The following is a 20,306-nucleotide window of genomic DNA, read 5'->3' as shown; positions in this document are numbered from 1 at the left end:
CAATGACAGAACTGGGTTTTTTGATTGAAAATAAGCAAACCGTTAGTATTTTTCAAGCTCCGAGAGCATCTGCTCACGTGCTTTATAAATTCTGCGTAAGCCAAGCCACAAGCTAATACACATTACAATCAATACCGAGGTAAAAGGTAGGCCTGTGCTTACTGAGCCTGCTTGGATGGTTTTTAGAGCTTGTGCGCCGCCGCCATAGAGCAGCGCAATAGCAATAAGACCCTGAGCAACTGCCCAAAATATACGCTGATATATTGACGCTTCAAGTTTACCACCCGCTGTAATCGTGTCGACAACCAAAGATCCTGAGTCTGATGAGGTCACAAAAAACACCATTACTAGAATGATAGCAATTAAAGAAGTAATGGTTCCTAGAGGAAGGTTTGCCAGCATCTGAAACAAGGTTAAGGACGCATCACTAACCCCACCTGCCAGTTCACCGACTTTATTGTCATATTGACTCAATCCTGACTGTCCAAAGACCGTCATCCAGACGATGGTTACCATGGTAGGGGCTAACATCACTGAAGTAATAAACTCACGTACGGTACGGCCCTTTGAGATACGAGCAATAAACATACCTACAAATGGTGACCAGCTGATCCACCACGCCCAATAAAACACGGTCCAGCCGTGAAAGAACTCACCATCACTGCGGCCTATAGGATTAGATAAAGGGATGATATAAGTTGCATAATCAATAGTGGTGGCGCCGATTTTGCTTAGAAGCCCGAGTGAGTCTCCAACGAAGAATACAAACAATAGTAACGACAAAGCGACTAGCATATTAACGTTGCTCAACAGCTTGACCCCGCCATCGAGACCACGTGCTACTGATATTGTGGCAAGCGCAGTGACGACCACTATGATGGCAATCTCAAGTGAATTACCTGCGAAGTCCCAACCAAACAAATAATTGAGTCCGCTGGCTGCTTGTTGAGCACCCAAGCCTAGTGACGTTGCTAAACCAAATATCGTCGCTAGTACGGCCAATATATCAATAATATGGCCAGGTAACCCCCATGTTTTTTCTTTAAAAATAGGATAAAACACGGAGCGCATGGTCAATGGAAAGCGGAAATTATAAGCAAATAGGGCCAATGACAAACCAACGACGGCATAGATACCCCAAGGGTGCAAACCCCAATGATACATCGTTGCACCCATAGCAGCACGATACGCTTCAGGACTGCCTGCGGTTACGCCAAGTGGTGTACCTGCCCAGCTGCTTGCATAAGCCAATGGTTCAGCCACACTCCAAAACATAAGACCGATGCCCATACCCGCAGCGAACAGCATTGAGAGCCATGAGCCCCGGTTAAAATCAGGTTTGGCATTGATACCACCAATTCGAATACTGCCATAGGGCGACACAATTAATATCAGACTAAATATCACCATGATATTGGCGGTACTGATAAACAGCCAATCAAAACTATTGACCACCCAATCTTGAGCACCATTAAGCCAAGCGTTGGCTATATTAGGTAGTAATAATGCAAACAAAACAAAGCCAATAACGGCAATCGCGGTAAAGAAGAATACAGGTCTGTGTAAATCTAACCCTAATATCTCAGTGTTATTTTCACCAGTGGTATGCTCAGTGGTATAGAGTCTGCGACGGAACTTGTCGAGAAGGTGCTTTGGAATCTGTTTTTGCTCGTTCATAGGTGACGAATCTCCTGATGAGTTAGCTGAGCTGGACACCGTCAAAGTATCGACTACTCATTAATAGTAAATAGTTTTTGGCAGCTACAAGCTTTAAATTTTAGGTGATATAAAAGGGCTTCTAAGGATCTATAAATCGTAAAAGCTACTGAGTAATTGACACTCAGTCAGAAGCCTTTATAGGAGATAATTGTTTAAGCTAATATGCGAAAGCGTATATAAAAACAATAAAATGCTAATAATAGAAAGAGAGCTCAAAACAATAAACGTTAAGATCGGTAATTATAAAAAGCGTGCCATACTAACAAACTGTTTGGTTTTGTCAAATCGTATTGGTAATTGCTCAAATATTCGTATAATAGCTTTCTAATTCCCTAACTTTGATCCTATCTTTTATGCCTATTACTGCTTTGACTGATGCGTTCGACCCTATTAACCAGCAGTTGTTTCCTATCCAAAATGCCGAGCGGCGTTGGCTAGTGCCTGTCCATGGTGCGGTCAGTAGCTTGTGGTTGGCAAGTTTGGTTCAGACGCCACTATGGAATGTTGCCGAGCGATTAAAAGTCGTGGTGGCACGCGACCAAAACCAACTCAATCAGATAGAAACCGAGCTGGCATTTTGCGGAGTCGATGCCTATGTGTTCCCCGACTGGGAAACACTGACATATGATGAGCTGTCCCCGCATCAAGATATCGTCAGTGAACGTATTAACTTGTTGACAGACATGCCAAGCTCAGGCGTGCTACTTATCTCAGTACAGGCGCTAATGCATCGTGTGGCGCCGCCGAGTTGGTTAATCGGTCAGCATTTTGATTTGAGTGTTGGCGATCGATTCGATATCAGCACTCAACGCGGGCTATTGGCAAAAGCGGGCTACCGTGCTGTTGACAATGTCTTTGAGCCTGGTGAGTTTGCTGTGCGTGGCAGCATTATTGATATTTTTGCTATGGGTCAGCCTTTTCCGTTGCGTTTGGACCTATTTGACGATGAAATCGAAACCATTCGCTTTTTTCATCCGCAAACGCAGCGCACTTTGACCGCTGACGATCTCAAGGCAATGCTGACGGGTAATGATACCAGTATGGGCAAAGAGTCACTGTCATTACTACATAAGATGCCAGATATCTCTAAGCCTATCGAGCAGTTTCAAATACTTCCCGCAAAAGAGTTCCCTCTGGATGAGGGACGCGAAACGTTTCGCACGAACTTTGCGGCCATGTTCCCTAATGCCAGTAGCCGCAAGTCTGAGCTGCATAAAGATGTGATGGCAGGTATTGCGAGTAGCGGACTGGAATATTATCAGCCATTATTTTTTGATTTAAAAGACTGGCAAGAAGAGAGTAGTTTATTCTCTTACCTACCGAATGATGCGTTGTTTATCACAGATGAGCTGATCAACGAAAAACAGGCAGACTATTGGTCACAGATCCAGCGCCGTTATGAGGAGCGCCGGCACGATATTGATAAGCCTATCGTGGACCCTGCGCTGTTATATCTATTATCTAACGCGCTCAATGAGCAGTTAAACCAGTACCCGCGAGTGATACTAAGCGCACGCGATGAGCTAGCGACACAGGATATTGAAAGTAAACTCCCATCTGAGAGACAGCTGCCGCTCAATATCATTGATAATGAGACTAAACAGCAAGGCCTAGTCACGTTAAGTGCGCAACAACCGCCAGATCTGGCAGTTAACCACCAAAAGTCTGAACCATTGGCTGAGCTATTAGCGTTCTTAACCACACAGCAAGAAACCGCAACGCCAGTACTAATCGTCGCAGAAACCGCTGGCCGTCGTGAGATTCTCATTGAGCTGTTTAAAGGCAAGATTGATATCAAGGCATATGATAGCTTTGAAGCATTCTTAGCAACAGATAAAACGAGTGCTATGAATAATGCTCGTCTACCGCATGTCGGTCTGACTGTGGCACCGATTGAGCGTGGTGTCTATGTGCCTGAACGCTTAGTATTAATCAGTGAGACGCAGCTGTTCGGTCGTCAAGTCTTACAAACGCGTCGCCGTCGTCAAAGCGGTGTATCAGAAGAGTTCTTAGTCAAAAGCGTCACTGAGATAACAGACGGTAGCCCAGTGGTACATATTGAGCATGGTATCGGTCGCTACAATGGTCTGATTACACTAGATGTGGGCGATGGTGAGCAAGAGTTTATTCATCTAAAATATGACGATGATGCCAGTATCTATGTACCGGTCGCTAATCTGCAAATGATCAGTCGTTATAGTGGCGGTGATCCAGCGTTAGCACCGCTCCATAAGATTGGTAGTGGTAAGTGGGATAGGGCCAAGCAAAAGGCGTTAGAACAGATTCATGATGTTGCCGCAGAGCTGCTCAACATGCAAGCGAGGCGTGAGGCTAAAGTTGGCATCCACTTTAAAATAGACCCGTCGCAATATGAGCTATTTGCCAGTCAATTTGCGTTTGAAGAGACTGCTGACCAAGCCAATGCCATCCATGCCGTTATGGAAGACATGAGACAAAACCAGCCAATGGATCGTCTCATTTGCGGTGATGTTGGTTTTGGCAAAACAGAAGTAGCCATGCGAGCAGCCTTTATTGCTGTTAGTGCAGGCTATCAAGTAGCGGTATTAGTACCTACCACACTGCTCGCAGGACAGCACGAAGACAACTTCCGCGATCGTTTCGCTGATTGGCCAGTGCGTATTGAGAGCTTGTCACGTTTCGGTGGTAAAAAACATCAAGACATGGTGCTGGCGGATTTGGCTGATGGTAAAGTCGATATCGTGATTGGTACTCATAAACTGTTACAGCCCGATGTGAAGTTCGCCAATCTAGGGCTGATGATCGTTGATGAAGAGCACCGATTTGGCGTGCGCCACAAAGAGCGTATCAAGGCTATTCAGACAGATGTAGACAGTATGTCTATGACAGCGACGCCTATCCCTAGAACGCTTAACATGGCGCTCTCAGGCATGCGTGATATGTCTATTATCGCAACCCCACCTGCACGCCGACTTGCCATCAAAACTTTTGTCATGCAAAAGACAGAAGCGTTGATGAAAGAGGCTATCTTGCGTGAGCTGCTACGCGGCGGGCAGGTCTATCTGTTGCACAACGATGTGGCTAGTATTGAGCGTATGGCAGAGACCATTCGTGACCTCGTACCCGAGGCAAGAGTAGGCGTTGCTCACGGGCAAATGCAAGAGCGCCAGCTTGAGCAAATCATGCAGCAGTTCTATCATAAAAAATTCAATGTGCTGGTATGCTCGACTATCATCGAAACAGGTATTGATGTGCCAAATGCCAATACCATTATCATTGAGCGTGCTGATAAATTTGGTCTAGCGCAACTACACCAGCTGCGAGGCCGCGTAGGACGTAGTCATCATCAGGCGTATTGCTACTTATTAGTGCCTTCTCTTAAAGGTCTTAAAGGAGATGCCAAGCGCCGCCTTCACGCGATTGAACGCGCCAATACACTAGGTGCAGGCTTTATGCTGGCGAGTGAAGATCTAGAGATTCGCGGAGCAGGTGAGATATTGGGTAAGCAGCAAAGTGGTAATATGCAGGCGATTGGTTTTAGCCTGTATATGGATATGCTGGAGCGAGCGACTAAAGCAATTAAAGCCGGTAAAGAGCCTGACTTGAACACGCCATTATCGCTAACCAGCGAGATTAACTTGCATAGCTCGGCGCTTATTCCAGAAGAGTATCTACACGACGTGCATCAGCGTTTGTTGTTTTATAAACGCATTAGCAACACTGATGACAAAGAATCATTGACGGATATTCGTACAGAGATGATTGACCGCTTTGGCGCGTTACCGGACCAAACCAAGCAGCTATTTGCCATTCATGGATTGCGTTTGCAAGCAGAACCATTAAAGATTAATAAGATTGATGCGAATAGTAGTAGTATGACGCTGGAGTTTGCGCCAGATACGCCAGTCGATGCCTTAGCTATTATTAAGCTAATTCAATCGAATGGTCAGCATTACCGTATGAATGGCGCATCTGGTATTCGCTATCAACATAGCGATAAGTTGGCAACACCGCAGCAGCGAGTGACGGTCATACAAGAACTGTTGCGCTATTTTAGCGAGCATATGGTGACAGAACCTGCTTAGTTTGGCTTTGATAAAGGGTAGATAGTTTGAGTAGGTTGATAGGTAACAGTGAAGCAGTCAGTTATGGTGCTATTTTATCGAAAGGATAACTGATAAAATAGCCAAACTGTATTTCACCTTTTATATTTTGTACCTACTTTTATTTGCATTAAACAACAAGAGAACCGTCATTATGTTCCAACTTCATCATAAACTTGCTGCTGATAGTTTTTTAGTAGGGGATTTTCCATTATCCACTTGTCGTTTAATTAATGACTGTCAATTTCCATGGCTGATATTAGTGCCGCGCGTATCAGGTATAAAAGAGCTGTATGAGCTGTCTGAAGCAGATCAGACTCAGTTTTTACGTGAGTCAAGCTGGTTATCGAGCCAGTTAGCTAAAACGTTTCAAGCGGACAAGATGAATGTCGCTGCCCTTGGCAACCAAGTACCCCAACTTCATTTTCACCATATTGTCCGTTATCAAAACGACATGCAATGGCCAAATCCAGTATGGGGTGTACCAGCAGTCCCTTATACCAAAGAAGTGTTGGCACAAATGCAGCAGACATTGATGATGGCACTACGCGGTCATCATCAAATGCCGTTCGATTGGCAAATGTAGTAAGTGATCGACACTATTGTTAGTTGATACTATTTATTAATAGTGCCGCTAACAAAAGAAATCGGTAATAAAAAAGATTCGACGTGTCAGCGTAACAACGACAGTTATGAAGTAATAAATAATGCAGAAATGAAAAGAAGCCAGATACCTGATTGTATCTGGCTTCTTTTTTAATACTATTGGGTGTTTACAGCCATAAAACCTTACGAGTCAGTAGTGCAATTAGATGATAAATGGTGTTTTTTTAGTTACCGATGACCTAGGTTTCGTACTATTTAAAAAGTATAATATATTATTAGATATATCTTATGATTATTTATCATAAAGACAAAGTGCCTATACATGTTATTCTTATATGTCTTGTCTCTTCGATAGTCCGTCTTATTTAAGTGAACACTCAATATGCCTTTTAAAGAGACATTGAAACCAAAAACTTTATTAGAGGGTAAAGGCATCTGCCGATTTGACTACCCAGAAGTTTTTGTTTTAATACTCACGGTCATGTTACTCGCTGTATACTACGACTTCCGTCCTACCTCAATGGCATTGCTCGTTATTATTGCACTGCCTAGTCTGATGATTCTCATCTATAACTATCGACGCCAGACCAACTTTTGGACGTCCAATATTGTCATTGTTTTACTGGCAGTCGTTATTGGCGTGACACAGTTTTGCATTATTATATCGCTCAGCTTGGCGTCTTTGATTGCTGTTAGAATTATTCTAAATAAGCCTCAGAATCGCCTAAGATTGTTTACCGTAGCCTTAGTGACTGCTGTCATTTTCTATTATGTCAGCGCCATTCTAAGACCCAGTGGAATAGACTGTAATGACAGCTGGTTACCACCTACAGTACTATTGGCAAGTATGGCTGTGATTCTATGCCAGTTTCGGCGTACGTATCGAGAGTATGTTGCCTACAAATCATGTGCTCAGCAGGCAGGCGAGCGTTTGAGTACGATGGTATCAGTTATCAATAAGCTGACTCGTTTTGTACCACCGCAAATCTGGGAACCCATTGTCAGAACAGATAGTCCAGTTAGTGTATCCAACAAGCGTGCTAAATTAACCATTATGTTCTCAGACATTGTAGGCTTTACGGAGCTGTCTGATAGTTTAAGTGCGGATAATTTGGCTGATATTTTGAATACCTATATGCATTGCATGACGTTGATTGCTGAAAAGCATGGGGCTGTACTGGACAAGTTTATTGGCGATGGTATGGTCTGTTTTTTTGGAGAGCCTGATAGCCGTGGTTCACGCCAAGATGCACTAGACTGTGTGGCGATGGCGATAGATATGCGCCGAGAGATGCGCACCTTACGTCAGAAATGGCGGCTTATGGGGTTTGAGGGTTTATATATACGTATCGGCATTACCACTGGCTATTGCCACGTTGGTAATTTCGGGAGCAACAATCGCCTCAGCTATACGCTCATCGGTAAAGAAGCTAACCTAGCATCAAGGCTTGAAGCACATGCTGGCAAAGATGAGATACTGGTAAGCGAGAGCACCTATGATTATATTTGTCATAACTATGAGTGTCAGCATGCTGGCGCGTTTCGACTAAAGGGTTTTGATAATAAGATTGACGCGTGGCAGGTGTTTGACCCTGATGCTAATAAAGGTCACTTGTCTAAATGGGTAGATCATACCTTACCGGGTTTTAACTTGCATTTGAACTTTAAAGATATGAAAGACAATGATTATCAGGACATTAGAACACGCTTAAATTTTGCGCTTGAGCGTATCGAGCAAGAAGAAGAAAAACTGGCCACTAGCATAGCTGAAGAAAGTAAACGTCATAGTACTCAGAAAAAGTCATGATATGAGCAGTAATATCGTGGCATGTTATTGATAGAAAAAGCCAGCTATTTAATTATAGCTGGCTTTTTTGAGAGTAAAATACAACTTATTATTTATTAATGGTTTTCTTTTGCATGGTTTAGCGTATATTTGGGTACTTCGATGGTTAAATCCTCATCATCAAGCATGACCTGACATGACAGACGCGAGTCAGGCTCTAAACCCCATGCGCGATCCAATAGATCCGCTTCCACATCATCCATCTCATCTAGACTATTAAATCCTTTGCGTACGACAACGTGACACGTCGTGCACGCTTTTGACATTTCACAAGCATGCTCAATTTTGATACCTTTTCCTAGTAACGCTTTACATAGGTTTTCGCCAGACTCTAGCTCAACTTCTGCACCTTCTGGGCAAATTTCGTGATGGGGTAGTACAGTAACTTTTGGCATAAATTATGTGTCCAATGCTAATCAATCTAAAAATAAGAAATTAGCTTAGTATAATGACTAAGCTATCATTTTAAGCGTGTCGCTTACCAGTCTTTAGCACTAGTACCTGCCATGCTGGCTTTGACGCTTTGATTCATAATGCGAGCAGCAAAAGCATCGCTATGTGGCTTGAGCTGAGCCTGCTGCGCTTCTATAAGTGTTAAATCACTAGTGCTAAGTGCGGTCTTCAGTGCTTGTATTTGCTCTGCTAAAGACTGCTGCTCATCAGAAGAGAGTAGCGCTGCAAACTCGTTCAGTGCAGACTCTAAAGCCAATACTTCACGTTCAGCTTCTACCTTGGTCTCAATCAAAGAACGCGCATTTTTATCTTCTTCTGCATGCTTAAACCCAGCAACAAGCAATTGTTCTTTTTGCTCATCAGACAAACCATAAGACGGCACAATTTCGATCTTACTTTCTGTTTTGGTCGTCGTTTCCTGAGCACTGACAGTAAGCTGACCATTGGCATCGATACTAAAGGTGACTTCGATACGAGCAAACCCAGCTTTCATAGGCGGAATACCATATAGCTCAAAACGTCCAAGCGAGCGACAGTTTTCGACGGTTTCGCGCTCGCCTTGCACCACATGGATAACCATGCCAGTTTGACCATCTTGATAAGTAGTAAACACTTGGCGTTTTTTGACAGGGATGGGCGTATTACGCGGAATCAGTACTTCAACGAGGCCGCCCATGGTCTCAAGACCTAATGACAATGGCGTCACATCTAACAACAACAGATTGCTATCACTGTCGCCATTGACCAGCTGGTGAGCAGTTTGGGCCGCGCCTAAAGCAACAACCTCATCTGGATTGAGACGAGAAAGCGGCTGCTTGGCAAAAAATTCAGTGACGACTGCTTGTATGGCGGGCATACGGGTTGAACCGCCAACTAAAATAACTTCGTCTAAATCTGTAGCATTTAGCTTAGCATCGCGCAGTACTTGTTCACATACGCTCAGAGTACGACGACTAACAGGCTCGACAATAGCTAACACGTCTTCACGGCTTAGTGTGCCTTTGTAAGACTGTCCGTTGACAGTAACGTCAATATCAACCTGTTCTGCTTCAGTTAGTGCTTGCTTATAAGCTTTGGCTTGTTGTGCGAGTATCGATTTGTCATGAAGGCTTACCTGTTTTGGATCAATACTCAACTGCTTGATGATCCAGTTGGTAATAAGACGGTCAATATCGTCCCCGCCTAGCGCACTGTTACCGCCTGTTGCCAATACTTCAAAGACGCCATCATTCAACTTTAAGATAGACACATCAAAAGTACCACCGCCCAAATCATAGATTAGGTAATAGTTTTCTTTGTTATCATTTTGATTTTGCTGATCAAGGCCGTAAGCAACCGCGGCAGCAGTTGGTTCATTCAACAAACGTAGTACATTGATGCCAGCCGCTTGGGCAGCATCTTTAGTCGCTTGACGCTGCGCTTCATCGAAATAGGCAGGAACCGTAATGACAGCACCTTCTATACTGTCTGCAGGTAGGGCACTTGCTGCACGTTGCTCAAGCGCCGCCAATATACGCGCTGATACTTCCACAGGTGACACTTCACCTTGAGCCGTGACAAATGCTGGCATAGCATCTGTATTACCAGACAACTCATAAGGATGAGAAAATTTGATATCAGTTTGGCTACGACCCATAAAACGCTTAGCCGAGACGATCGTATTTTTTGGATCGTCTGCTAAATGAGATAAGGCATCATAGCCCACTAATGGGTTACCTGTCGCTGGATAATAGACTACAGAAGGCAACAACGTATCTGACGCTTTGCCTGCTTCTAAGACTTGCGCCTTGCCTGAACGTACTACGGCGACCAGTGAGCGCGTGGTGCCAAGATCAATCCCTAGACCAAAACGATGCTGGTGAGGTTGGGCGCTTTGATTGGGTTCGGCAATTTGCATTAAAGACATAAGAATAACTCAGGGATAAAATGAATAAGTAAAATGGAGCAAATATAGTGTAGATATAACAACTACGTTCTCACATTGAGGACAGAAAATCTTGGCAGTCATGCATACTTAGGGTTAGAGATTATACGGCATAGTTGATATTAATTTAACCATCTATACAGAATCTAACGCCAAAACTAAAATCTAATTGTCAAAAAATACACGACCTACGGATATCTAAACATAGAGATCGTCATCATCTGAATGCGCTGTATTGGCGACATCATCGAGACCAGTCGTCACATCAGCATTTAGCTTCACTAAGAATTTCAGTTTTTGTGTCGCATCAATGGCTGTACCCCAGTCTTGCTCTGTATAGGCAGTGTTAAAGCGTTCAGACTGATTGTTCAGGCGTGCTGTAATTTGAGGATGTAACTGCTGCAAGGTTGCAAGGTCTTTACCTGTAATAGCGTCATCTAGATCCATTCGCATCTCCATCGCATCTTCTAAAAAATCCAAATCTGCAATTGAGTGCTCTATATTTTGAGCTTGATCTGCCATATCCAATAGATAACCAGCACGGCTATCAGGTGCACTGAGCGTTTGGTATGCTTGATTGATGATAGCGGAGGCTTGCTCTGATTGCTGCTTTGCTTGCTTAGCATCTGCTAAATTCTTTGCGACATTATCAGGATGATAGCGTTTTTGTAATAGACGTAGATGTTGATCCAGACTGTCTTGGTTGACTTCAAATTGTACAGGTTGCTCAAATAGGGCAAAGAAGTTCTCAAATTGCGTGTCTAGAATAGAGTCTGTCATATCATACGCCTTACTTTTTATTTGTTTCTTTAAGTCTTTATCTGGCTAGTAGTTTATCGAAGTATTAGACAGTAAAAGATTCACCGCAGCCACATTCGCCTTTTTGATTAGGATTGGTGAATTTGAAGCCTTCATTTAAGCCTTCTTTTTCGTAATCCATTAACAAACCGTCCAAATACACTAGGCTTTTGGGGTCAATAAAGATGCTTACACCGCGGCTCTCATAGCGCGTGTCATTCCCATCAGGAGTATCTACAAACTCCAAGACATAAGCCAAACCCGAGCAACCCGCTGTACGGATGCCAACGCGAATGCCTTCACCTTTACCGCGGTTGTCCAAGAAGTCTCGAACATGCTGAGCGGCGCGTTCTGTCATTTCAATCATGCCAACTCCCATTGACTATTAATAATCATAAGTATTAATAAAAATTTATATAAATTGGCAACTAAAATTAGAAGTTTGCCAAAATAATAGACTAGCGACTACCAGAAAACAAAAGGTGACAATTACATAATGTCATTGTCACCTCTTTAGCGTCAGTAGCTATTTAGATATTGCCACTTTAGCATTGCTAGTAAATCATAACGCAGACGCTAATAGGTTGAGCTTAGATAGCAGCTTCTTCTGCCGTTACTGCTGTACCGTGCTTACCTTTGTAGTCGCTAATAGCGGCTTTGATAGCGTCTTCTGCAAGTACAGAGCAATGGACTTTTACTGGTGGTAACGCTAATTCTTGGGCGATATCGTTGTTTTTGATTTCGCCAGCTTGATCCAAGCTCTTGCCTTTTAGCCACTCAGTAACAAGTGAGCTTGAAGCAATTGCTGAACCGCAGCCGTAAGTTTTGAAACGTGCGTCTTCGATAATGCCATTATCGTCGACTTGGATTTGTAGACGCATTACATCGCCACAAGCTGGGGCACCGACCATGCCGGTACCAACGTTTTTGGCATTTTTATCAAGATTACCAACGTTGCGTGGGTTTTCGTAATGATCAATAACTTGGTCACTATAGGCCATGGGGTTTTCTCCTGGTTAGATGATGAATAGTCGTTTGTTAACTTTGAATGTCTGACTACTCATCGATAATTGGGGTCAAACGCTTAACTTAATTGTCTAATCAATCGTTTAATAAACTATATGTGGTTACTTAATACTAAAAAGCTATACTAAAAATTAGTGCTCAGCCCACTCAACTGAGTTCAGGTCAACACCTTCTTGGTACATATCCCAAAGTGGTGATAGGGCACGCAATTTGTCAACAGCTTCATGCATTTGCTTAATAACGGTATCGACGTCTTCGTCAGTCGTATAACGACCAAAGCTAAAGCGGATTGAGCTGTGTGCCAATTCGTCTGGGCGACCGATAGCGCGCAATACATATGATGGCTCAAGCGTTGCTGATGTACAGGCTGATCCTGACGATACAGCTAAATCTTTTAGCGACATCATTAGCGACTCACCTTCAACAAAGTTAAAGCTGATATTGACGATATTAGGTACGCTGTTTTCAAGATCGCCGTTTAGATAAATCTCTTCGATATCTTGAAGACCATCCCACAGCTTTTGACGTAATTTTGCTGCATGAGCATGATCTGTCTCAAAGCTTTCGTTAGCTAGAGCAAATGCGGCACCAAGACCAACGATCTGATGCGTCGGCAGTGTACCTGAACGCATACCACGCTCATGACCACCACCATGTTGCTCTGCTTTTAAGCGAATACGGGGCTTACGACGAACAAATAATGCGCCGATACCTTTAGGACCATACGCTTTATGACCTGAGAAGCTCATCAAATCAATTTTCATTTCTTCAAGGTCGATTTTTACTTTACCAACAGACTGTGCGCCATCGACGTGGAATACTACGCCAGCTTCACGAGTGATTTCACCGATTGCAGTCACATCAGTTATGGTACCAAGCTCGTTGTTCACCATCATAAGCGATACTAAGATAGTATCGTCACGTAACGCTTCTTTTACTTGCTCTGCTAAGATAAGGCCAGTGCTTGGCTGCGGCTCAAGATAGGTAATCTCAAAACCTTCTTGCTCAAGCTCACGGCACGTGTCTAACACGGCTTTATGCTCAATTTTGCTAGTGATGATGTGTTTACCACGAGACTGATAGAAGTGAGCTGCGCCTTTAATAGCTAGGTTGTCAGACTCAGTCGCACCAGAAGTAAAGACAATTTCGCGTGGATCGGCGTTGATAACTTCAGCAACTTGTCCGCGGGCAGTCTCAACAGCTTCTTCTGCTTGCCAGCCATAGCCATGTGAGCGAGAGGCTGGATTACCAAAGATGCCATCTACTGTCAGATATTCGCTCATCTTAGCAGCTACTGGTCTAGCAACTGGTGTGGTGGCGGCATAATCTAAGTATATAAGGTTATTATGTTGGCTCATGCTGGGTTTGCCTCGCTGTTCGATAAAGTAATAGTATTGATGTCTTTTATGGAAATATCTTTTGTAGAGGTGTGCTGACGCTCTGATACTGACTGCACGTTTTCCATATCTAATAATTGCGCTAATGTTATATTTTTCAAGTACTGCTCAATATGATTTGATAGTGCACACCACAGATCGTGAGTTAGGCACATTGTACCACCTTGACAGTCACCGCGTCCTTCACACTGCATGGCATTTACCGACTCATCGACCGCAGATATGATACTCATCACATCTATCTCATCTAATGGTTTAGCTAGGTGGTAGCCACCTGCAGCACCGCGGATACTGGTCACAAGACCACGCTTGCGAAGTTTGGAAAACAACTGTTCGAGGTAGGATATAGAAATCGATTGTCGTTTAGCGATATCAGATAAAGAAACGGCACTCTCTTGTTGACTGGTTTGTAGTGCCAAATCCAATAAAGCAGTGACAGCATATCTGCCTCGAGTAGTTAAACGCATGTGTCATCTCCAAACTTGTATGTCATCTTTATTTAACAACGATCTTAGAAGGGCATATAGAAAGGTAATACTATAGCGATATAGGATTTGGCAATCTTGCCCAGCTAAGTTGTGTTCTATCGTTATTAGACAACAGATGGTTAGCCCGATGTGTGCAACGATTAGGTCAATTATACTTAATCCTGAGTAATTTAGTCAAGATTAAAGTGTGGTCGAACGGTTAATAGAGCTTATCGCTATGATTGATAAAAACAATGACGTGTGACATGTACTTATAAACCAGTAGTAGAGTTGATTATATATACAGATTATAAAAAGCTTGTTAAATGATGGGTAGTGATAAGGTAGCTAGCGATAAAGGTGTGGAGTAGAGAGGAGGGTGCTATACATAAGCGTTTAATACTACTTCGAGTATTAAATGCTTATGTATAGCTAGTACTAAGTATATAAGTGTTGAAACTGGTCTTGATTAGCGTTAGTTCATAAGTAGGGCAATGACTGAGCCGATCATAATGACAAGCGCTACGACAGTCACAATCATTAAGGTTTTTTGCTTACTTTGTAGCTCTTTTACCGTGGTCTCAAGCTCGCGGTTTTTGATGGTCAATGTATTAATTTGAGTTTGTTGTTCTTTGATGCGCTGCTTATAGTTATCTTTTTTCTCTGCCATTTCAGCATCGGTCGGTTTGGTTTTGCCTTTACCGCCTTTCATTTTTCTGATCAAACCCTGAATCAGGCTGCCAAGACCAAGCTGTATAATGAACTGCTTGACCAGTTGCACTTGTAGAGATTCACCGCGCATCTGTAATTTCTCGGTTGTTTCTCTGTCATGAGTCGTGATGGCATTGATGACCTGAATACTATAGGCGTTGATGACAACATCAGGCTCGCTACGTCCAACAGGTAGCTGAGCATCCAATAACACACCTTTGGTGCTAAAAGTAGCAAACACTTCTATATGAGGTAGGTATAAACGTAGTGCCACAACGGTACCTTGCTTAGCAAGTGGATAAGCGGCTTTACGCAGTTCAGGATCTAAACGCAACAATAGTGTTAGCGCTGACTCTATGAACACCAGAATAATATTAAGAAGAGAGTGAGACAACGTAGAACGCTTCATGCAAGTAATCCATTTTTTTATTTAGCAAATTGAACATCAGTGAACTTAAGTTTATCTGTATACAGAATTTGCAGTGATATTTCGTTTATAGTAACGCCTTTATAATAAAAAGTAACGCTAGTTTCTGTCAGTGGCAAAATTATTACAGTACAATTTAGCAGTCAATAAAGACACTACTATTTATGACTGGCAGTGCACAGACACCGTCTGACAATCGTTTCAAAGCATAAATAAATATGCAGGGTAGTTAGATAGGATAAAGTAACCTGCCTGAATACAGGTTGCAGATGTTTTGCGTAACATTGGGTGTCAAATACGTAGTATATCGCACAAAAATATGTAAAATCGCTTGCGCTCCTTATGCTGCCTTGATATAAAGACGATAACAAAGTGAAACCTGTTAATACGCCAGTCAGGTAGTTTTTATTGCGTAAGTACCATGAGAGCGTTACAATGCTTGGCGTGAGCGTTTATTACCCCCTTAAACTTGAAGGAAATTTTATGAATAAGTCAGAATTAATTGATAGCATCGCGGACAAAAGTGGTCTAAATAAGACTCAAGCTGGTGATGCTTTGAATGCTGTAATGGAAAGTGTTGGCGAAGCTTTAGAAGCTGGCGATAGCATCTCTCTAGTTGGTTTCGGTACTTTTAGCGTAAAAGATCGCAAAGCACGCACGGGCCGTAACCCAAAAACTGGTGAAGAGCTAAGCATCCCAGCAAGCAAAGTACCAAGCTTTAAAGCTGGCAAAAACCTAAAAGAGCGCTTGAACTAAGACGCCCTATAGCAAAAGGGTGCTTTGGCTGATGTCATAAGTTAAGCACCAAGAAAGCACCTAATATTTAGGTGCTTTTTTTGTCGCTATAGTTTGCATCATATAACGTGAATAATACGATGTGAATATTTTGAGTATAGATGAAAAATCACGTATCATAGGGCGCGCGATAGATGCGTTGTTCAAGTAAGGTTTGCTATTCAGCCTTGTTTTATTTTATAACATGCAGACGTTCTTCTTTTTTGCCATTGCCGGCTTAGATAGCATTGATATTGGCAGGTTGCATTTATTGGCTCCTAGCGGTATTACAATGGTTTTTCATCAATATAGGTTAATAAAGCAGAGATAACTATGGATAAATTGCGCGATTTCTTAAAAAGCTGGCCGGGTCGCATTTTATTGATTTTATGCCTATCGCCACTTGCCTTATTGGGTGTCGAAAGCTATTTTGGCGGTGGAGTTGATCCCAATCAAGTCGCTCAGGTAGGTGAGGCAAGCGTAGGGTTGTCCGAGTATCAGACTGCCGTCAATAACCGCCGTAGCGAAATACTCGAGCAAGTTGATGATGCCAGTTTATTAAATGAAGACGTACTGCATGAACAAGTGCTAAAAGGTCTGATTGACCGTACCCTGTTAGAGCAGCAGGCGGGCAAGCTTGGCATGACAGTCTCTGATGATACGATCAATCGTCTACTGCGCGAAGAAGATATATTTAAAGACGCGGATGGCAATTTTTCTAATGACCAGTTTTCAAACTTCTTGCGTCAACGTGGTATGACCAAAAACCAGTTGTTTGCAGAGTTTCGTAATCAGCTAAGTTTGGATCAATTGAATGCCAGTATCGTAGGGACAGCGGTATATCCCATGCAGGCGGTTAGTCAGTTAATTGACTTACAACTAGAGTCACGCAATGTCTGGATACACCGTTTTAACTGGCAAGACTACGCAGATCAGGTCAAGCTCAGCAAAGCCGACATCCAAACGTACTATGATGCCAACAAAGACACATTAAAAAGTGCGGCGATGGTCAATTTGGCTTACATCCAGCTTAGCCCGCAGACCATCAAAGTCGATGAGATAACCTCAGAAGAATTACAGCAGCAGTATGAAGCGTATAAGCAAAGTATTGCTGCTACTGACGAGCGCCGAGTGAGCCAAATTCTATTGACGGGTGATGACGCTAAGACACGAGCAGACAAAATCAGAGCGCGCTTAGCAAAAGGCGAGTCTTTTGCTGCTGTGGCCAAAACAGAATCAGATGACCCTTCAGGAGAAACAGGCGGTGATATCGGTCGCTTCAACCCTTCTGTATTTGGTAGTGATGCTGATACGGTTCAGAACGCTTTAGAAGGATTGAGCGTTGGGGATGTGACCGCACCTATCAAAACCAGCTTTGGCTATCAGATATTTACAGTTACCGAAGACAATGGTGAAAAAATACCGAGTCTTGAGAGTATGCGTGAAGAGCTAACAGCAAAAGCGAAAGAATATAAGCGTCAAGAGATTTATGCGGACAAAGTAACGTCGATTAATGATTTGGCAGCAGATGGTTTTAGTATCGAAGATATAGCGCAGCAAGAGAATGTGACGCTAAAAAATATCGAAGATTACCGCAAACAAAACAACAGCTCAGTCCTGTCGCAACCAGCAGTGGTCAAACAGGCTTTTGATGAGTTTACGATTCAAGATCAAGCAGTAACAGCCGGTATAGAAGTCGGTAATGGTACGGTATGGGTACAACCAACCAACTATCGTCCTACCAAGACGCTTGCTCTGAGTGCTGCTACACCAAGAATCACTCAGATATTACGTCAGCAAAGAGCCACAGCATTGGCACTAAAAGAAGCCAAGGCGGTAGCTGCTGGTATCAAAACATCAGGTGATATCTCTAAGCAGTCAGTAAGCTTACGAGCATTGGGTGAGATAAACCGTCAAACGACACTGCTAACAGACAAAGAGCGCGGCTTGGCTTTTAGCAAGCAAGCTACTGATGGTAACGTGGTAGCCCTTGCTAGTGAGACTGAGCTTGGTGCAACGCTGTTGGTGGGTGATCGCATCCAAACTGAGCAACAGTCACCACTGTCTGATATGCAACGAGCGCAGACCGCTAGCATCATTCGTGACAATTTGGGTCAAGATCAGTTGCAAGACTACTTAGATTATCTGCGTCTGATGTATCAGGTTGAGATCAATGAATCTAATATGGCTAACGCGCAAGGGCGCTAAGCGTTTATCCTGTTACTAAAAAAAAGCATTGACCGAAAAAAAGCCACTGTAACGTTACAGTGGCTTTTTTTTGGATAGCACTTATATTGTGAAGGTTGATTATAAGTAGCAGCTGAATATCACGACTGCTATTTATGTCAATCTATAAAACGACATTACAGTCTAATGACGGAAATGACGCATACCTGTAAATACCATCGCAATACCATGCTCGTTGGCGGCAGCAATGGTCTCGTTGTCACGCATAGAGCCGCCTGGCTGAATGATAGCAGAGATACCCACTTCGGCAGCGTTATCGATACCGTCACGGAAAGGGAAGAAGGCATCTGAGGCCATGACCGCACCTTCAGTAGCTAATCCAGCATGTTCTGCTTTGATAGCAGCGATACGTGCTGAGTTGACGCGGCTCATTTGACCTGCACCAACCCCAATAGTACGTTGACCTTTGGCATAAACGATAGCATTAGATTTGACGTATTTTGCGACGTTCCAGCTGAACAATAAGTCAGCAACTTGTGCTTCAGTTGGCTGGACATCAGTCACGATTTTTAGATCATTTGCGGTAATTAAACCAAGATCTTGCTCTTGTACCAGTAGACCACCATTGACGCGCTTATAGTCTAGCTGACTATCACGTTGATCTGGTGCTGGTAGCTCACCGCATACCAATACGCGTACGTTCTTTTTAGTCGATGTCGCTTCAAGCACACCATCTTCAATGCTAGGCGCAATGATAACTTCTACAAATTGATTATCAATAATCGCTTTTGCAGCAGCAAGGGTCAATGGACGGTTGAATGCAATAATACCGCCAAAAGAAGATTCAGGATCAGTGCTAAAAGCAGTGCGATAGGCCGCTACTTGATCATTATCAACTGCAACACCGCAAGGGTTGGCATGCTTGACGATTACGCAAGCAGGGGTACTAAAGGCTTTTACACATTCAAGGGCAGCATCTGTGTCGGCAATATTATTATATGATAGCGCCTTGCCTTGTAGTTGCTTGGCCGTTGCAATAGAAGCCTGCTGGCTTTTTAGGGGTTGGTTTTCAGTATAAAATGCCGCGTTTTGATGCGGGTTTTCACCATAGCGTAGGTCTTGTGCTTTTTCTAGCTGTACATTGAATGTACGTGAGAAGTTTTCTGGCTCTTGTGTCTCATTGACACGGCTACCTAAGAAATTGGCAATCATACCGTCATACTGTGCGGTATGCTCAAAGGCTTTGACTGCCAAATCGTAGCGCAGCGCAGCTGTTAGCTCAGTGGTACCATCTAAAGCGTCAATCACGCGATCATAGTCAGCAGGGTCAGTTACGATACCGACATGAGCGTGATTCTTTGCCGCTGAACGTACCATAGTAGGGCCGCCAATATCGATGTTTTCGATAGCGTCGTTCATAGTCACGTCAGCGCGAGCAATCGTCTCAGCAAATGGATATAAGTTTACGACCACCAAATCAATACGTTCGATGGCATGGTCACTCATAATCGCATCGTCTGTTCCACGACGACCCAAAATACCACCATGGATTTTAGGGTGCAGTGTCTTTACACGACCATCCATCATTTCAGGAAAGCCGGTGTAGTCTGAAACTTCAGTCACGGCAACATTGTTTTCTGTAAGTAGGCGATAAGTACCGCCAGTAGAGAGTAAGCCAAAACCTGCTTTGATAAGGCCTTGAGCAAACTCAACGATATTGGATTTATCAGAGACCGAGAGTAGGGCAAGTGGGGTTGTACTCATAAAAAATCTTCCATAAAAAAAGCCTGACGTAAACGTCTGGCAAGGTGGTGATGACAATGAGCATAAACTCTATCGTGATAGATAAAGCTATGAATATTCAATTGCCATGCATGATAATTAGCGAC

General features: G+C 43.3%; 15 protein-coding genes. 5 read left to right on the top strand and 10 right to left on the bottom strand.

Translation table 11 applies throughout. The features are described from left to right. Positions 1-42: 42 nt before the first annotated feature. Positions 43-1,677: a BCCT family transporter gene (locus AC5JP1_RS05840; protein WP_493843499.1), complete on the bottom strand. Its 1,635-nt coding sequence runs from the start codon at positions 1,675-1,677 to the stop codon at positions 43-45. 395 nt (positions 1,678-2,072) lie between these two features. Between AC5JP1_RS05840 and mfd the strand changes: the two genes are divergently transcribed. From mfd to AC5JP1_RS05825, 3 genes are all read left to right on the top strand, one after another. Next, entirely contained in the window at positions 2,073-5,783 is a 3,711-nt protein-coding gene (gene mfd, locus AC5JP1_RS05835) for a transcription-repair coupling factor (RefSeq protein WP_493843498.1), read from the top strand. 172 nt (positions 5,784-5,955) lie between these two features. Next, complete coding sequence (locus tag AC5JP1_RS05830) at positions 5,956-6,387, top strand: HIT domain-containing protein (protein WP_057759208.1); 432 nt, start codon at positions 5,956-5,958, stop codon at positions 6,385-6,387. Between the two features lie 402 nt (positions 6,388-6,789). Continuing rightward, entirely contained in the window at positions 6,790-8,214 is a 1,425-nt protein-coding gene (locus AC5JP1_RS05825; protein WP_319050094.1) for an adenylate/guanylate cyclase domain-containing protein, read from the top strand. 95 nt (positions 8,215-8,309) lie between these two features. Here the strand turns inward: AC5JP1_RS05825 and fdx are convergent, their stop codons facing one another. From fdx to AC5JP1_RS05785, 8 genes are all read right to left on the bottom strand, one after another. After that, complete coding sequence (gene fdx / locus AC5JP1_RS05820) at positions 8,310-8,648, bottom strand: ISC system 2Fe-2S type ferredoxin (protein ID WP_319050095.1); 339 nt, start codon at positions 8,646-8,648, stop codon at positions 8,310-8,312. 83 nt (positions 8,649-8,731) lie between these two features. Next, positions 8,732-10,612 carry a Fe-S protein assembly chaperone HscA gene (gene hscA, locus AC5JP1_RS05815; RefSeq protein ID WP_493843497.1) on the bottom strand — a complete coding sequence of 627 codons (1,881 nt, stop codon included), beginning with the start codon at positions 10,610-10,612 and terminating at the stop codon, positions 8,732-8,734. A 216-nt stretch (positions 10,613-10,828) separates the two neighbouring features. Beyond that, positions 10,829-11,410 carry a Fe-S protein assembly co-chaperone HscB gene (gene hscB, locus AC5JP1_RS05810; RefSeq protein WP_493843496.1) on the bottom strand — a complete coding sequence of 194 codons (582 nt, stop codon included), beginning with the start codon at positions 11,408-11,410 and terminating at the stop codon, positions 10,829-10,831. A gap of 64 nt (positions 11,411-11,474) precedes the next feature. After that, positions 11,475-11,795, bottom strand: a complete 321-nt coding sequence (iscA, locus tag AC5JP1_RS05805; protein ID WP_493843495.1) for an iron-sulfur cluster assembly protein IscA — start codon at positions 11,793-11,795, stop codon at positions 11,475-11,477. Between the two features lie 223 nt (positions 11,796-12,018). Beyond that, positions 12,019-12,429, bottom strand: a complete 411-nt coding sequence (gene iscU, locus AC5JP1_RS05800) for a Fe-S cluster assembly scaffold IscU (RefSeq protein ID WP_319050099.1) — start codon at positions 12,427-12,429, stop codon at positions 12,019-12,021. A 156-nt stretch (positions 12,430-12,585) separates the two neighbouring features. Next, complete coding sequence (locus AC5JP1_RS05795) at positions 12,586-13,812, bottom strand: IscS subfamily cysteine desulfurase (protein WP_493843494.1); 1,227 nt, start codon at positions 13,810-13,812, stop codon at positions 12,586-12,588. Further along, positions 13,809-14,318 carry an Rrf2 family transcriptional regulator gene (locus AC5JP1_RS05790; RefSeq protein ID WP_493843493.1) on the bottom strand — a complete coding sequence of 170 codons (510 nt, stop codon included), beginning with the start codon at positions 14,316-14,318 and terminating at the stop codon, positions 13,809-13,811. Before AC5JP1_RS05790 ends, AC5JP1_RS05795 begins: the two co-directional genes overlap by 4 nt. A 475-nt stretch (positions 14,319-14,793) precedes the next feature. Continuing rightward, complete coding sequence (locus AC5JP1_RS05785) at positions 14,794-15,438, bottom strand: hypothetical protein (RefSeq protein ID WP_493843492.1); 645 nt, start codon at positions 15,436-15,438, stop codon at positions 14,794-14,796. Between the two features lie 453 nt (positions 15,439-15,891). Between AC5JP1_RS05785 and AC5JP1_RS05780 the strand changes: the two genes are divergently transcribed. Further along, positions 15,892-16,212, top strand: coding sequence for an HU family DNA-binding protein (locus AC5JP1_RS05780; RefSeq protein ID WP_161808411.1), 321 nt, complete (start codon positions 15,892-15,894; stop codon positions 16,210-16,212). Between the two features lie 351 nt (positions 16,213-16,563). Beyond that, on the top strand, positions 16,564-18,438 hold the full coding sequence (locus AC5JP1_RS05775) for a SurA N-terminal domain-containing protein (protein WP_493843491.1): 1,875 nt from the start codon (positions 16,564-16,566) through the stop codon (positions 18,436-18,438). A gap of 162 nt (positions 18,439-18,600) precedes the next feature. On the opposite strand, the gene purH is transcribed toward AC5JP1_RS05775, so the two are convergent. Beyond that, entirely contained in the window at positions 18,601-20,181 is a 1,581-nt protein-coding gene (purH, locus tag AC5JP1_RS05770; protein WP_493843490.1) for a bifunctional phosphoribosylaminoimidazolecarboxamide formyltransferase/IMP cyclohydrolase, read from the bottom strand. Between the last annotated feature and the right edge of the window lie 125 nt (positions 20,182-20,306).

It is taken from the genome of Psychrobacter sp. H29 (assembly GCF_059073055.1).
The sequence above is the reverse complement of the archived record's forward strand: the minus strand, read 5'-3'. Positions and strand labels throughout refer to the sequence as shown.

Bases quoted from the DNA above. Each gene is read 5' to 3' on its own strand.
- AC5JP1_RS05830 (WP_057759208.1), top strand. From the start codon at position 5,956: ATGTTCCAACTTCATCATAAACTTGCTGCTGATAGTTTTTTAGTAGGG.
- hscB (WP_493843496.1), bottom strand. From the start codon at position 11,410: ATGACAGACTCTATTCTAGACACGCAATTTGAGAACTTCTTTGCCCTA.
- mfd (WP_493843498.1), top strand. From the start codon at position 2,073: ATGCCTATTACTGCTTTGACTGATGCGTTCGACCCTATTAACCAGCAG.
- iscA (WP_493843495.1), bottom strand. From the start codon at position 11,795: ATGATTGAAATGACAGAACGCGCCGCTCAGCATGTTCGAGACTTCTTG.
- iscU (WP_319050099.1), bottom strand. From the start codon at position 12,429: ATGGCCTATAGTGACCAAGTTATTGATCATTACGAAAACCCACGCAAC.
- AC5JP1_RS05795 (WP_493843494.1), bottom strand. From the start codon at position 13,812: ATGAGCCAACATAATAACCTTATATACTTAGATTATGCCGCCACCACA.
- hscA (WP_493843497.1), bottom strand. From the start codon at position 10,612: ATGTCTTTAATGCAAATTGCCGAACCCAATCAAAGCGCCCAACCTCAC.
- AC5JP1_RS05825 (WP_319050094.1), top strand. From the start codon at position 6,790: ATGCCTTTTAAAGAGACATTGAAACCAAAAACTTTATTAGAGGGTAAA.
- fdx (WP_319050095.1), bottom strand. From the start codon at position 8,648: ATGCCAAAAGTTACTGTACTACCCCATCACGAAATTTGCCCAGAAGGT.
- AC5JP1_RS05780 (WP_161808411.1), top strand. From the start codon at position 15,892: ATGCTTGGCGTGAGCGTTTATTACCCCCTTAAACTTGAAGGAAATTTT.
- purH (WP_493843490.1), bottom strand. From the start codon at position 20,181: ATGAGTACAACCCCACTTGCCCTACTCTCGGTCTCTGATAAATCCAAT.
- AC5JP1_RS05840 (WP_493843499.1), bottom strand. From the start codon at position 1,677: ATGAACGAGCAAAAACAGATTCCAAAGCACCTTCTCGACAAGTTCCGT.
- AC5JP1_RS05775 (WP_493843491.1), top strand. From the start codon at position 16,564: ATGGATAAATTGCGCGATTTCTTAAAAAGCTGGCCGGGTCGCATTTTA.
- AC5JP1_RS05790 (WP_493843493.1), bottom strand. From the start codon at position 14,318: ATGCGTTTAACTACTCGAGGCAGATATGCTGTCACTGCTTTATTGGAT.
- AC5JP1_RS05785 (WP_493843492.1), bottom strand. From the start codon at position 15,438: ATGAAGCGTTCTACGTTGTCTCACTCTCTTCTTAATATTATTCTGGTG.